The organism is Niastella sp. (assembly GCF_045805085.1).
Taxonomy (GTDB): Bacteria; Bacteroidota; Bacteroidia; order Chitinophagales; family Chitinophagaceae; genus Niastella.
This window is the reverse complement of record NZ_JBJMLX010000314.1, coordinates 1-14,835: the sequence shown is the minus strand read 5'-3', so window position 1 is coordinate 14,835 and position 14,835 is coordinate 1. Positions and strand designations below refer to the sequence as shown.

The following is a 14,835-nucleotide window of genomic DNA, read 5'->3' as shown; positions in this document are numbered from 1 at the left end:
CACTCAAACCGGCGCCGCCAATGTGATCTCCGCCAAAGAAATGGAAGCCAGTCCTTCTACCAACATTATGGAGCGCCTGGAAGGTAAAGTGCCTGGCGTATTGTTCGATGTTCGTAACAACCGCATCCAGGTAAGGGGTACAAATGGTCTTAATACTACCCTCGGCCTGGTTGCCCCGCTTATTGTTATTGACGGGTTTCCCGCCATTGATCAAAACCTCACCAATATACCCAGTGCATCAGTAGACAGAAACCCTGCTACCTCCAAGATCATCAACGCCACCGGTAACGCCATCCTCAGCACCCTTAACCCCAACGATATTGAAAGTATTACCTTTTTAAAAGATGCAGCAGCTGCTGCCATCTGGGGCTCCATGGCTGCCAATGGTGTTATTGTTATTGAAACCAAACGAGGTAAAAGAGGTACGCCACAGGTAAACCTGAATACAACGCTCAGCGTTTCCAACCCGGCCAATTTTAAAAACCTCAAAACCATGTCCAGCACTGAATACATCGATCTTGAAAAAGAGCTATTCAACCTGAACATGTATTACGACCCTACCACCAGCTGGAAATCCCAGGAAGTAAGCGATGTTATTAATACGATGTTCCGCGCTAAACGCGGCGAGATCACTGCCGCACAAGGCGATTCTATCCTGGATGTGCTAGGCAGCCGTAATAACCGGAGTCAGATAAAAGATCACCTGTTGCAACGCGCCGTTACGCAACAATACAACCTGAGCCTTTCGGGCGCCGGAGACAACAATACCTATTATATAGCCGGCAACTATACCCGCAACGTACCGGTATATAAAAGCAACGCCAATCAGAACTATTACATCACCTCCAATACCACCAACGACTTCTTTAAAAGACGCCTCACCGTTGGTACCAACTTAAACTACACCTATGCCCAAAGCAAGATCAATACAGCCGCCATCAATGCCCTGAGCGTTGGCCCTACGGGTTTGCGCTCTTACGAAATGCTGGCAGATGAAAATGGCGCCCCCATACAAAGAAGCATTGACTTCACCAGGAGAGTAACCGATAGTTTTACGCGCCTGGGTTATCTGCCATGGACCTATAACCCCATCGATGAATTGAAATACAACAATTTCATTGATGCCAAAAGCACTATCCGCATGCGGTTATCTGCCAAAGGGGTGCTCACCAGTTGGTTAAGCATGGAAGTATCAGGCCAGTTGCAACGCAGCACCGACCAGCAGGATAATTTGCAGAACAAGGACAGCTACCTTACCCGCCAGATCTTGAACATGGCCACTACCTATAATACCACTACCAAAAAAGTAGTGAACGGTATTCCGGTAGGCGGCATTTATAAAATGGCCAGTGTACGTGGCGAAGATTATGGTTTACGTGGTCAGTTTAATATTAACAAGTCGTTTAAAGACCACCACTTCAATGTGATCGCAGGTTCGGAGATCAGGCAAAGTAAAGTAACCGGCACGCAGCAAACGCTGTACGGATATGATGAAGACCTTGGCTCCTCAGTGGTCGTTAACCCTGGTGTAGCTTACAGTACATTAATGGGTGGTACCACTACCCTTGGCTCACAGGACAACCTTATTTACAGAAGCATCAGAAGATACCTGTCGTATTACGGCATGCTCGACTATGGATGGAAGAACAAATACTTTTTATCAGGTAGTTTACGCTACGACGATGCCAATATAGTGGGTGTAGACAGAAGGAACCGTGCGCAGCCATTATGGTCAATGGGAGGCCGCTGGAATGTCAGCAGCGAACCGTTCCTGCAAAATACCTATCCGTTGAACCGGCTGAGCCTGCGCGCCACCTATGGTGTTGGCGGCAATGCGCCTAACGGTGGTCAAAACTATACCACGGCAAACATAGGCTCAACAGATCCATACTCCCTGCTGCCTTATGTTTCTATTGGCTCACCAGCCAATCCTATGTTGGGCTGGGAAACTACCAAAACGGCCAACTTCGGTCTTGATGCCGGTTTCTTTAACGAACGCATCAACCTTACTGTAGATGTATACAAAAAGGTAACCGAAAATATCCTCTATAACCTGCCCGTTAACGCTACCTATGGTGCCAACATCTTACAGGTGAATGCCGCTTCATTAAAAGGTCACGGTGTGGAAGCAGCGCTTACCGCTGTTCCTGTAAAAACACCGAACTGGCGCTGGACCACCAACTTCAACCTTGCCTTCAACACCAATAAAGTAACCGACAACCGCTTCCCCAACAATACCGGTAGCATTGGCGGTAACCAGATGGTCTACAACAACTACCCTAACGACTATGTGTTTGCGTATGCATGGGCTGGCCTTGACAGTGTAGGGCAAACTCAGCTATACGATTCAACCGGTAAAAAACTGAACTCATTGGCAAGCAGCACCACCAAAAAACAAATGAAGTATATGGGGCGTTCCACCGCTCCTTATTTTGGCGGGTTCACCAATACCGTTCAGTATAAGAACTTCACCCTTAGCGCCCGTATCACTTTCTATATGGGTTATGTATTCAGGAAGATGGATATTACCAGTAGCTATCCCAGCAGCAGCAGTGGTGGTTTAACCGGATTGCTGAACAACAGCCAGGTACTGGCCGGCAGATGGCGCCAGGCAGGCGATGAAGCTACCGCCAAAGTACCCGGTTTGGCCAAAATAAACTTAAACAGCCTTGAATGGTATAAAAATGCCGACATCAATGTGCTCGATGCCAGCAACATCCGTTTTCAACAGTTAACCCTTGGTTATTCATTGCCACAAACCGTGATCAACAAAATAAAAGCGTTCAAATCGATCACCGCCAATGCTACGGTAAGCAACCTGGGTATTATCTGGCGCGCCAATAAAGAAGGCATCGACCCCGATTATGCTAATAACAGCAACTTTACCAACCTGCCGCCCAGTGTGAATTATACGTTCAACCTTAACTTTTCATTCTAACAACCGGGAATCAATGAAAAAATTACTATATACCATATCAGCGCTGGCAGTCTTAGCTACTACCGCCTGTCGCAAGTATGTTGAAATCTCTCCCGTAAACGTTCGGGAATTAAAATACACCAAAGATTACCAGGGACTGCTGTACAACAGCTTGGGGTTAATGGAAAAAAACTACCTGTATCCTTTATACGCCAGTGATGAAGTATGGACCGCCGACGGAACAGTATGGCAAACCAACCTGAACATCAACGCCGGCTATGCCTATTGCTGGCTGCCCAAAATATGGACCGAAACACAGGAAGACCAGGACTGGGCCAACCAGTATACGATCATCTACAACACCAATTTGGTAGTGAACGAGGTAATGAGCAGCGAAGGCGGCACCGATGCGGATAAGATAAAAGCTTATGCTGAAGCCCTGGTGCATCGCGCTCATGCTTATTATACCCTGGTGAATGTTTACGCCAAACAATACGATTCAACTACTGCCGCTACGGACCCCGGCGTGCCCGTTGTATTGCAGACCAACTTCTCTTCCAACCTTAAAAGAGTATCGGTGGCAGGCGTATATGACCAGATAGTAAGCGACCTGCAAACGGCCCTGCCTAACCTGGCCCCCACACCGGATGTGATCACCAATCCATCCCAGGCAGCCGTGTATGCCATGCTGTCGAAAGTATACCTGCACAAACGCGAGTTTACAAAAGCTGGTCTGTATGCCGACAGTGCGCTGCAACTTAAAAATACACTGGTGGACCTGAATGCATATGCCGCCGCACCTGCCACCTACCCCGGCAAAATGAACGACCCGGAGAATATTTTCTCCAAAACCGTTAACGGTTTTCTCACCACAGTACCATTAAGTAACGACCTGATGAACCTTTTCGATACTATCAACGACTTGCGGTATAAACTATTCACACTGCCAGGCGCCTCTATAGGTGGGGCTAACTTTACCAACCGCGGTTATTACAAACACCGCCTGGTAAACCAGGGCATTTATGTAGGTCCTAAAGTGCCTGAGATGATGTTGATCAAAGCAGAGTGTGAAGCCCGCGCCGGAAATACAAGTACAGCTGTAAGCATACTGAACAACCTGCGTAAAAAGCGTTTGGTAACTACAGGATACACCGATCTTACTGCCACTGACGCACAGCAGGCATTGCAACTGGTGATCACCGAAAGAAGAAAAGAACTGATGGGCACGGGCGCCCGCTGGTTCGATCAGCGCCGTTTGCAAAAAGACAATGGTTTTATCTCAACCGTTAGCCGTCCGTTCAAGGGCGTTATCTATACACTCGAACCCGGCAGCAACGAATATACATTTGCCATTTCAGACAAATACATTCTCCTGAACCCTGAAATAGAACAGAACCCCCGTTAAGGAAAAGGAAAGTATAGCCAGCCCGGCCCCCTCCCTGACCCTCCCCCGGTTGGGGGAGGGAAGGAACGGGTAGAAAATGAGTAATTGATTTTTTTAACAAACACCATTATGTTTATTACCAAGCGTAAGATGAGTTTTATTGCCATTTGCAGTTTACTGATGGCAATGAATGTACAGGCACAGCGTAAACATCAGGCAGACACAGCAATGATAAAACCGGTAGACACTACCCGTAAACCGGCTGTGGCGCCACCGCCCGCCATTAAACCTTATAAGGATGTAATTACAGCCGACATGAGATCCAGCAGGGGTTTTATCACCGTGCACCAGAAGGACGACAAGTTCTTTTTTGAAGTACCCAACAACATCCTCGGCAGGGATATCCTGATCGTAAGCCGCGTATCCAAAGCCAGCGCCGAAATGCGCAACGGCAGCAGCGGTTATGCCGGCGACCAGATCGGTGAAACCGTGTTCCGTTTTGAAAAAGGACCTAACAAGAAATTGTTCCTGCGCCGCATTTTTTACCTGGAGTATGAAAGCGACAGCACCCAGCCCATGTTTGCCGGCGTACAAAAGAACAACGTACAGGCCATTTCCGCCGCCTTCCCCGTAGCCGCTTATAAACCAGACTCATCCGCTATGGTAGTAGATGTAACGGAGTTCCTGAACAGCGATAACGACGTACTCTATTTCCAGAAAAAACAATTTAAGGACCGCGCCGGTATGGGCGCCCAGCAGAACGATCGCAGTTATATCGACTACGTTCATTCCTATGCTTCCAATGTGGAAATACATGCGGTAAAAACATATACAGCTGGCCTGAACCCTACTGCCAGCAACTATACAGTTGAGCTGAACTCCTCACTGGTATTGTTACCCGCTACTCCCATGCAGCCCCGTTTGTTTGACAAACGCGTTGGATACTTTGTAACAGGCCATCGCGATTTTGAAGCTAATGCACAGGGTGTTGAAGACAAAATATATGCAGTACGCTGGAAGCTTGAACCCAAACCCGAAGATGTAGAGAAATACAAACGCGGCGAACTGGTAGAACCAGCCAAACCCATTGTGTTTTACATTGATCCCGTAACCCCTAAAAAATGGGTGCCTTATTTGATACAAGGGGTGAACGACTGGCAGAAGGCTTTTGAAAAAGCCGGTTTTAAAAATGCCATCTATGCACGTGAAGCCCCCACCAAAGAAGAAGACAGCACCTGGAGCATCGATGACGCTACGCACAGCGCCATCATCTACCGCCCTTCAGTGATCGCCAACGCCATGGGGCCCAGCGTAGCCGACCCCCGCAGTGGCGAGATCATAGAGAGCCATATTTTCTGGTACCACAACGTAATGGCCCTGCTGAGCAGTTGGTATATGGCACAGTGCGGGGCCGTAGATCCCAACGCGCTGCACCTGCAATTGAGCGATAGCTTAATGGGAACATTGATCCGTTTTGTATCGAGCCATGAAGTAGGTCATACCCTGGGCCTCAGGCACAACTTCGGTTCCAGCTCTACCGTGCCGGTTGAGAAACTGCGTGATAAAGCCTGGGTAGAAGCACATGGCCACACCCCTTCTATTATGGACTATGCCCGTTTTAATTACGTAGCACAGCCCGAAGATCATATTTCAGAAAAAGGGTTGTTTCCCCGGATCAATGATTACGACAACTGGGCTATTCAGTGGGGTTATACCTGGCAGCCTGAATTCAAAAATGAGTTCGACGAGCAGAAAGCACTGGTTAAAGTTGTAAGCGATAGCCTGGCTAAAAACGACCGCCTGTGGTTTGGCAGCGAAACAAGCTTTACCGACGATCGTTGCCAGAACGAAGACCTGAGCGATGATGTGGTAAAAGCAGGTGAATACGGTATCAAGAACCTGAAAAGGTTAGTACCCGGTATTTTGAAATGGGCAACCGTTGCCAACGAGGATTTTGAAAAACCCTTCGACATGTACAAGACCCTGTTCAGCCAGTTTAACCTGTACCTGGGTCATGCCACTAATATTGTAGGCAGCATTGAAAAAAACGATAAAATAGGCGCGCAAAGTGGTGCTGTATACGAAGCCACCGGCTACGAAAAGCAAAAGAACGCCGTACAGTTCCTGGCACGCAATCTGTTTACAACGCCTTTGTGGTTAAAGAACAACGACATGCTGAACAAAACCAGCGTGAACTTTCAGACAGAGGTGAATCAAATGCAAAACGGGATCATCACAGCCCTTCTTTCAAGGAACAGAATGGGCCGGATGTTGTGGATGGAGCAAAACAATGAGGCCGGCAAAAAAGCCTACACCCTCAGCGAAATGCTGCAGGACCTGAACAAAGCCATCTTCACTGAAGTATATGCTGGTAAAAGCGTAGACATTTACCGCCGTGGTTTGCAAAAAACATATGTAAGCCGTTTATTGCAGCAGGTATTTACGCAGATAAACGATGGCGATATCTCTACCATGATAGTACCTTTTGGCTACAACTATGTAAACTCTGATGCGTATGCATTGTTACGCGATAATCTGAAGCAGCTGCTGACGCTGGTAAAACAGGCCAAAGCCGGCGCTGTTGACAAATATACCCGCCTGCACCTGCAAGACCTGGAGAACAGGATCACCATCAATTTCAACGCTGAAAAGAAAGGATAAACCTGTTGAACTTATTCCTATGAAAACCTGGGGGCTGGCCAAAAGGTCGGCCCTTACTTTTTGGAACTATTCAGGCTACCTTCTCATGCTTTCCCTGATCTTTTCCCGGTGTTGCTGGCCCCATACGGTTAACTCACGCAACACGTTCTTTAATGTTCTGCTATAGGCTGTTGCTTCATAAATAATGGTAACTGGCCTGGTAGGATGTACATTCCGTTTAATAAATCCGTTTAACTCCAGATCCTTTAACTCCTGCGCCAGAATTTTTGGAGAGATGCCGCTGACCTCATTTTGAATTTCATTGAACCGTTTCTGTGATTGTACAAGACATAAGATCAACGGTAATTTCCACTTTCCGCCAAGCACGTATAATGAATCGAGTACATACTTAAGCGAATTGGCGCATGCTTCTTTATCAGGGATATTATCATCAGTCATCATTGCCCAAAATTACTGACTTTCCTAAACGAAAGCGCTTTCCTTCAGGAAAGTACTATCGTTTTGATAGTTGCCCGCTCTACTTTTGTTCCCGAATAACATCTAATTAAAATTTTTATGAAACGTATCCTCCATTTAATGTCGAGCATTCAGGGAAATCAGTCGTACAGCATCAAACTGGGCAACGCCATCGTTGAAAAAGTGATCGAAAAGTATCCGGGGAGTACCGTGGAAGAATTGAACCTGGTTGAGCTGGAGATCCCACATCTCAACCCCACCCTCCTTCAGTCTATGGTTATCCCTGGCGACCAATTGACTGCTGAAGCTAAAGAGTCCCTGCGCTACTCAGACGCCGCTGTAAAACAATTGATGGCATCAGATATCATTGTTATTGGCGCGCCGCTAATTAACTACACTATTCCTACCACGCTAAAGTCCTGGATCGACCATATTACGCGTATCGGAATAACGTTTAGTTATAATCAAAATGGCCCGGTAGGTTTGGTAACCGGCAAAAAGGTGTATGTAGCCATGTCTTCTGGCGGTGTATATTCCGAAGGACCTTCTAAAGCCAATGATTTCGTAGCGCCTTATCTAAAAGCATTCCTTGGGTTTTTAGGCATGACCGATCTTACGGTTTTTCGTGCAGAAGGTGTAAAGGTCCCGGGCATCAAAGAACAAGCCCTTGAAAAAGGCATTGCAAGTATAGTTATCGATTAATTACTGAGGGTTGTTTATGGCGGAGAAATTCGCCATCCCCTTTTACCTTACGCCGGCTTCTAAAAATTTATTGCAAAAAGCTTCCCGGTAATATTCTTTGGCAGTTGAAAACAAATGTCTAATTTACATGTAATGTTATTTTTGCCATATTGAATAACTGAGAATCCCCGGTGTATGGATTACGGACTGCTTGCCGATAACGTATTGCTTAAGCTATTGAAAATAAGCGATGAACTTGCTTATAAAGAGCTTTATGTACGCTATTGGCGAAGGCTGTACCGCTCGGCCGTAAGCAAAACGAATAGTAAGGAAGTAGCTGAAGACATTGTTCAAAGTGTATTCACCGATCTTTGGGACCGCAGGGAAAGCCACCAGATAAACAGTATCACCGCCTACCTTGAAACTGCAGTAAAATACCAGATAATCAACTACATCAAGTCGGCCATTTCAAAACGCACGCAATACGCGGGTTTCGGCGAATTGCAAAAAGCCGAAGAAAATTCCGCCGATCTTCCCTTGCTGGTGCAGGAACTGAACACAGCTATTGATAAAGCGATCAGTCAGTTACCGCAAAAAACGCAGACGATCTTCCGCCTGAGCCGTTTTGAAAAACAATCCAATAAAGATATTTCCCGCATCATGGACCTCTCTGAAAAGGCCGTGGAATATCATATTACACAATCCCTTAAATCACTGCGCTTCTTCTTACGCGATTTCATTCTCGTTGACTTTATACTACTCTTGTTTATAAACAGCATTAATTGAGACCTGCCGGCCGCAAAAAAAAATCACCATTTCTTTTAGGGTAAACAAGGGTTGCTTTTACTTATATAATACAAGCGCCAAAATTGTTCTAATGGACCATAAAGCTTTCCGACAGTTACTGAAAAGGTACCTGGATAATTCCTGTACAGATGATGAAAGACAGATCATTGACCAATGGTATGAACTGTTGGACAATGAAAATGTTGACCTCAACGAACGGGAGATGGATGAAGTGGAAAGCCGTCTTTGGAACAAATTGCAATTGGCATCAAGGGAAAAAGCGACCGTACTACCCATCAAAAAACGGAGCGTCTTTTCCTGGAAATACGCCGCAGCTGCCTGTTTGCTGGGATTGGTGCTGTTCAGTGGTATGCTCTGGTTCAGGAGTAATGCGAAAGTCCCTGCACCCGGCACCCTGGTGGCGGCAAAAGTGACCGCCGGATTTCTGGAGCGGGCCAATACCGGCCATACACCTGAAGTCGTACAACTGGAAGATGGCAGCACAGTTACCATTTATCCGGGTTCTAAACTGGCCTTTCCAAAACATTTTGCCCCGGGAAAAAGAGAAGTGTATCTCGAAGGGGAAGCTTTTTTTAAAGTGAGCAAAAACCCTGGCCGGCCTTTTTTTGTATATAATAATAATATAGTTACCCAGGTGCTGGGCACCAGCTTTGATATTCGTGGAAAGAACGGACAGGTTGAAGTGGCGGTTAAAACCGGCCGGGTGGCCGTGTATGAAAATAAAGAGCAGCTCTCCCTTGATGAAGTGCAGCAGAAATCAAATGGCGTTATTATTACTCCCAACCAGAAAGTGACTTATTACCAGGAAGAACGGCATTTTATCACATCCATAGTAGACCAGCCGGTACCGGTTCCTAAAGAATCAAAAAAAGAAGAAGCGAATTTCCTGTATAATGAAACGCCCCTGTATAAGGTGCTGGCCGATCTGGAAAACACCTACGAACTGGAGATAGTATTGGAGAACGAAAAGCTCAGGAATTGCCTGTTCACCGGCGACCTCACGGGGCAAACCCTGTTCAACAAACTGGAAGGTATTTGCCTGGTCTTTAATGCGACCTATGAGATAAAAGGAACCAAGATATTATTAAAAGCCGCCAAAGAATGTCCTTAAAACTGATTGCTTATTTATAACCAAAAAAAACTGCCATATGAGTCATAATCCAACTTAGACATCTGCAAAAATAAAAGCCAGCAATATTCGCAGTATTGCCGGCCTTAGCGACCCCGCCAAAGGCGGTGGAAGGGTTTTGCCCGCTCTATACATTCACGTTCAAAACCATCACAATTTATGGAAAAAAACTTACTTATTGCTTTAACCCGGTTGGCAATGAGATTGATGATCATTTACATACTGATTGCTGTAACTGTCTTTTCATCGTATGCTGTTCCTGTGCACGGGCAGGAAACGCTGAACAGAAAAATTACCATGGCTGTTAACAATACCGAACTAAAAGCCGTATTGGAAAAAGTACAGACTGCAGTGGATGCCAAATTTGTTTTCAGCCCAACCATTATTGATGTAAAAAGAAAACTGAGTTTCTCCCTTCAGGATAAAACGCTTGCCGAGTTCCTGCAAAAGGTCATAGCACCTTTAGGCATCAAATATAAAGCCGTTGGCAACCTGATCATCCTGTTCGATGCAAGAGAAACGGAACAGGCTAATGCTGTTGTAAACACTATATCCCCAACTGAAGATAAAAAGCCGGTAAACAGGGAGATTTCAGGTGTGGTACTGGATGAGAAAAAATCACCGGTGGCAGGGGCTTCTGTATTCATTCAGGGTACTTCTATTGGCACCATTACAGATGCCAATGGAAAGTTTCACTTATCGGTTCCGGATGAAAATGTGACCCTCGAAATTTCATATGTAGGTTTCAAAACCCAAACCATTGAAGTGAGCGCGAATACAGCTTCTGTGAACATTACCATGAGTACCAGTGCAGGCGACATGAATGAAGTAATTGTAATTGGTTATGGTACCCAGAAGAAAGGCGATGTTACCAGTTCGGTGGCCTCGGTAAAAGCGGCTAATTTTGTTAAAGGTTCCGTGCGGGACGCCGGTCAGTTGATCCAGGGAAAAGTAGCCGGATTAACCGTTGTAAACCCCAGCGGCGATCCAACCGGTTCTACCCAGATCATTTTAAGAGGCCAGTCAACATTAATGGGACAAAATCAGAATCCATTGGTGTTGATCGATGGTGTGCCCGGTGATCTGCGCATGATAACACCACAGGATATTGAGTCGGTCGATGTATTGAAAGACGGTTCTGCAGCGGCTATCTACGGAACGCGCGGTACCAACGGCGTTATATTCATCACAACAAAAAGGGCCAACGGGAATAATAAAACATCGGTTGATTACGGTGCTTTCGCCAGTATTCAAACCATTGCCCGAAAACCCGATATGTCAACAGCTGCGGATATGCGCGGCCAGATCGCTGCCGGGTTGCGTAAAAACGAGTTGATAGACCAAGGGGCCAGCACTGATTGGTTGAAAGAGATAACAAGAACGCCCTTCTCACAAGACCATAACCTCACCATTCGCGGCGGTAACTCTACCACCAATTACCTCGCGAGCCTGAACTATGACAATGCACAGGGTTTATTCCTGAAATCATACAACCAGTTATTTTCAGGCAGGTTCGATATGAACCATAACATGTTCAACAACAAGCTTAAGCTGAATGTAAACGCGTTTAGCTCATCCCGCAAATTGAATGGTTTCAATACCGGCGACTACCTGCAGGCTTTACGGCAAAACCCCACGGCGCCGGTAAAGGATTCTGCCGGAAACTGGTTCCAGGAATTAAGCAAGTTTGAATACCAGAGCCCGGTATCGGATCTGATGGAAAGCAGGGGACAAACCAATGAAGGACTCTCCAGGTTCAATGGCTCCCTGGCATTTTTACCTTTTAAGGGATTGAAATTATCGGCTTTATTTTCTTACTCAAAATGGATGCAGGAATATGGCTACGCCGAAACAAAAAAACACGCTTCCACACTAAGGGATAACCGTAATGGATATGCCAGGGAAGGCGGCGCCGAATCAATTGACCGGTTGACTGAATTAACGGCGGAATATTCAAAATCATTATCGAAACACAACTTTACCTTGTTGGGGGGCTACAGTTACCAGGAAAATAATTACAATGATCGTCAGATGGAGAACTGGGATTTCCCAACAGATATATTCGACTGGCATAATATAGGGCTGGGAAGGGCCATCAGCAGTGGTGATTATGTAAATCTTATCAGAACATTCCAGTCTGAGACCAATTTGATCGGGCTGTTCGGCAGACTGACCTATAATTATGATCAGAAGTACTTATTTATGGCAAGCATCCGGCGCGAAGAGGCCAGCCAGTTATGGGGTACCAATAATAAATGGGGAACATTCCCGGCGGTATCTGCCGGCTGGCGCATCAGCCGTGAAGCGTTCATGCAAAACCAGACACTCATCAATGACCTGAAATTAAGAGCAGGTTATGGCGTTACCGGTTCCCAGCCATTTGATCTCTTCCGCGGTGTTGCCTTGCTTGGTTATAGCGGATTTGTTTTATCAAATGGTAACTGGATACAAACCCTGGTGCCCACACAAAACGCCAATCCCGACCTGAAATGGGAGGAAAAGCGTGAAACGAATATTGGTCTCGACTTCAGCCTGTTGAATAACCGGGTCAGTGGTAGCATCGACCTGTACGATCGGCAGGTACATAACCTCCTTTAACTGTTCGAAGTGCCCAGTCCGCCCAATTTATACAATCGTACCCTGGCGAACGTAGGCACCCTGGAAAATAAAGGGCTTGAAATATCATTGAATTTTGTACCTGTATCGAAGAAAGATTTTCAATGGAACACGACCGTTAATTTCTCTACCAACTCCAATAAGCTGAAAAGCCTTTCCAATGATCTGTATAAAACATCAACGGATTACGTTCGGGTAGGCGCTATTTTCCCACCCATTCAAACCTTTTCACACCTGTTAAAGGTTGGCGGATCAGTTGGTGACTTTTATGGTTATAAAGTGGTGGATATTGGTAATGATCCATCAGATGCAGCCAACTATGGCCAATGGATCTATGAAGGAAAAGATGGCAAGCCGGTGAATTATTCTTCTTTCAGTCATTCCTTTGAAGATAAAAAAGTAATTGGCAACGGTCTGCCAAAATACTATCTGTCATGGAATAACAACTTCCAGTATAAGAACTGGGACCTGGCTATTACGCAAAGAGGCGCTTTCAAATTCCAGGTGGCGAACCTGCAGCGGATGATGTTTGAAAACCCTACACAGGCGCAATACAACCTGTTAAAAAATGCGTATGATCCCGTATACGGAAAAACACAATTGAAATCACCTGTTGAATTCAACAGCTATTATATTGAAAATGGTGATTTCTGGAAGATCGATAACATAACGCTTGGTTATAGTTTTAAAAATACCGGTTTAAAATATATCAGGTCTGCCAGATTCTATATAGCTACCCTTAATACATTTATTATTACAGGTTACAAAGGCATAGACCCCGAAGTTAGTTTACGCAATGGAACTTCTACCGCCCAGTCGGGAGTTGTGCAGGTTCCCACTTCAGGTCTCGATCCCGGAATGGATTCGCCGTTCAAATATCCAACCACTCATTCCTTCAGTGTTGGACTTAATGTTACCTTCTAACCTTTAATCAATGAAGCAATGAAAAAGACGAATCAATATATAATGGCTGGCATCATAGCAGGAGTTATGGGTGCGATGTTGTTAGCCGGCTGCACAAAATTAAAAGACACTAACTATAACCAGATCGTTTCAGGTGATTTTATTCCTACCAGCTCTGACCTGCCGGCACTGGCAGGCGCAGCCTATGTTGACTGGCGGGGCTTGCTTTTGCAATGGAATACGGTTTACCGCGCCCAGGAAGTTTCGGGCGATGAGATGCTCACTCCTGCAAGGCCAAACGGATGGGTGGATGGCGGGGTGTACCGGCGGATCCATGAACACAGATGGACAACCGATGACGATTTGGTGATCAATATCTGGACAAGGGCCTACCAGGGCGTTACCAATTGTAACCGCATCATTTACCAGGTGCAATCGGGCGCCATTCCCGTTGCCGCTAAAGACACGGGTTCATTGGTGGCAGAAATGACATTGTTGCGTGCCTCCTACTATTGGATCTTGTGCGATCTCTACGGCAATGTTCCTATCGTTGATCACTTCGATGTGCCTGCCGGTTATTTACCTAAACAGAATACGAGAAAGGAAGTGTATGATTTTATTGTAAATGATCTCATCACCAATATTCCGCGCGTGACCAGCGATGTAAGCACCATGACCTATGGCAAATTCAATAAATGGGCCGGGCTTGTCCTGCTGGCGAAAATGTATCTGAATGCTGAAGTGTATACGGGTACACCACAATGGGACAAATGCAAAGCTGTTTGCGATACCATCATCAATTTTTCAACAAGTTCCGGAAAGATCGGCCTGGAGGCTTCTCAAAAGAGTGTATTTGTCACAAACAATGAAAATTCGAAAGAGATCATATTTGCCCTGCCTTTCGATTCAAAATATGTGAACGAATGGAATTCGTTTGATGTGCATATGCAAACGCTGGAGCCGGAAAATCAAAAAACATACAACCTGCAATCTTCGCCCTGGGGTGGCGTATGTGCGGTACCGCAATTTATAAACACCTTTGACCCCGAAGACAGCCGCCTGCTCGATAACTACATCAGGGGACAGCAGTATACGGCTACGGGCGATAGCATCTTTGGCACTATGGGCGCTTTTGTAGGAAAGCCGCTGGCTTATCGCAATGTTTTGCCAGGGGTTGACCAATCGGAAGAAGTAGATGGGTTCAGGCTGGGGAAATTTGAAATAGCGATGAAGGCTACCAACCGCCTCAGTAATGACTGGCCGCTTTTCAGGTATGCCGAT

Annotated in this window: 10 protein-coding genes; 9 read left to right on the top strand and 1 reads right to left on the bottom strand. The window is 46.0% G+C overall.

Annotated features, from left to right (window positions below):
- From ACJ751_RS16385 to ACJ751_RS16375, 3 genes are all read left to right on the top strand, one after another.
- Window positions 1-2,938: SusC/RagA family TonB-linked outer membrane protein (locus ACJ751_RS16385; RefSeq protein ID WP_407746593.1), on the top strand; the 2,938-nt coding region annotated here is incomplete at its 5' end.
- A 13-nt stretch (window positions 2,939-2,951) separates the two neighbouring features.
- Window positions 2,952-4,322, top strand: coding sequence for a RagB/SusD family nutrient uptake outer membrane protein (locus ACJ751_RS16380; RefSeq protein ID WP_407746592.1), 1,371 nt, complete (start codon window positions 2,952-2,954; stop codon window positions 4,320-4,322).
- 108 nt (window positions 4,323-4,430) lie between these two features.
- Window positions 4,431-6,962, top strand: a complete 2,532-nt coding sequence (locus tag ACJ751_RS16375) for a zinc-dependent metalloprotease (protein WP_407746591.1) — start codon at window positions 4,431-4,433, stop codon at window positions 6,960-6,962.
- A 75-nt stretch (window positions 6,963-7,037) separates the two neighbouring features.
- On the opposite strand, the gene ACJ751_RS16370 is transcribed toward ACJ751_RS16375, so the two are convergent.
- Window positions 7,038-7,403: a winged helix-turn-helix transcriptional regulator gene (locus ACJ751_RS16370; RefSeq protein WP_407746590.1), complete on the bottom strand. Its 366-nt coding sequence runs from the start codon at window positions 7,401-7,403 to the stop codon at window positions 7,038-7,040.
- Between the two features lie 114 nt (window positions 7,404-7,517).
- Here ACJ751_RS16370 and ACJ751_RS16365 point away from each other — a divergent pair, with 114 nt between their 5' ends.
- The 6 genes from ACJ751_RS16365 to ACJ751_RS16340 all read left to right on the top strand — a co-directional run.
- Window positions 7,518-8,120 (top strand): FMN-dependent NADH-azoreductase, encoded by a 603-nt coding sequence (locus tag ACJ751_RS16365; RefSeq protein WP_407746589.1) that lies wholly within the window; start codon window positions 7,518-7,520, stop codon window positions 8,118-8,120.
- 174 nt (window positions 8,121-8,294) lie between these two features.
- Entirely contained in the window at window positions 8,295-8,885 is a 591-nt protein-coding gene (locus ACJ751_RS16360; protein WP_407746588.1) for an RNA polymerase sigma-70 factor, read from the top strand.
- A 91-nt stretch (window positions 8,886-8,976) separates the two neighbouring features.
- Complete coding sequence (locus ACJ751_RS16355; RefSeq protein WP_407746587.1) at window positions 8,977-10,017, top strand: FecR family protein; 1,041 nt, start codon at window positions 8,977-8,979, stop codon at window positions 10,015-10,017.
- Window positions 10,018-10,194: 177 nt separating this feature from the next.
- Entirely contained in the window at window positions 10,195-12,633 is a 2,439-nt protein-coding gene (locus tag ACJ751_RS16350; protein ID WP_407746586.1) for a SusC/RagA family TonB-linked outer membrane protein, read from the top strand.
- Window positions 12,634-12,642: 9 nt separating this feature from the next.
- The gene (locus tag ACJ751_RS16345; RefSeq protein WP_407746584.1) at window positions 12,643-13,575 is read left to right on the top strand and encodes a hypothetical protein; all 933 of its coding nucleotides are present in this window, start codon (window positions 12,643-12,645) and stop codon (window positions 13,573-13,575) included.
- A gap of 18 nt (window positions 13,576-13,593) precedes the next feature.
- Window positions 13,594-14,835, top strand: a 1,242-nt coding sequence (locus ACJ751_RS16340) for a RagB/SusD family nutrient uptake outer membrane protein (RefSeq protein ID WP_407746583.1), incomplete at its 3' end; no start/stop codon positions are given.

What these genes read in the sequence shown, in the direction of transcription:
- ACJ751_RS16380 (WP_407746592.1), top strand. Translation starts at nt 2,952, where the DNA reads ATGAAAAAATTACTATATACCATATCAGCGCTGGCAGTCTTAGCTACT.
- ACJ751_RS16375 (WP_407746591.1), top strand. Translation starts at nt 4,431, where the DNA reads ATGTTTATTACCAAGCGTAAGATGAGTTTTATTGCCATTTGCAGTTTA.
- ACJ751_RS16370 (WP_407746590.1), bottom strand. Translation starts at nt 7,403, where the DNA reads ATGATGACTGATGATAATATCCCTGATAAAGAAGCATGCGCCAATTCG.
- ACJ751_RS16365 (WP_407746589.1), top strand. Translation starts at nt 7,518, where the DNA reads ATGAAACGTATCCTCCATTTAATGTCGAGCATTCAGGGAAATCAGTCG.
- ACJ751_RS16360 (WP_407746588.1), top strand. Translation starts at nt 8,295, where the DNA reads ATGGATTACGGACTGCTTGCCGATAACGTATTGCTTAAGCTATTGAAA.
- ACJ751_RS16355 (WP_407746587.1), top strand. Translation starts at nt 8,977, where the DNA reads ATGGACCATAAAGCTTTCCGACAGTTACTGAAAAGGTACCTGGATAAT.
- ACJ751_RS16350 (WP_407746586.1), top strand. Translation starts at nt 10,195, where the DNA reads ATGGAAAAAAACTTACTTATTGCTTTAACCCGGTTGGCAATGAGATTG.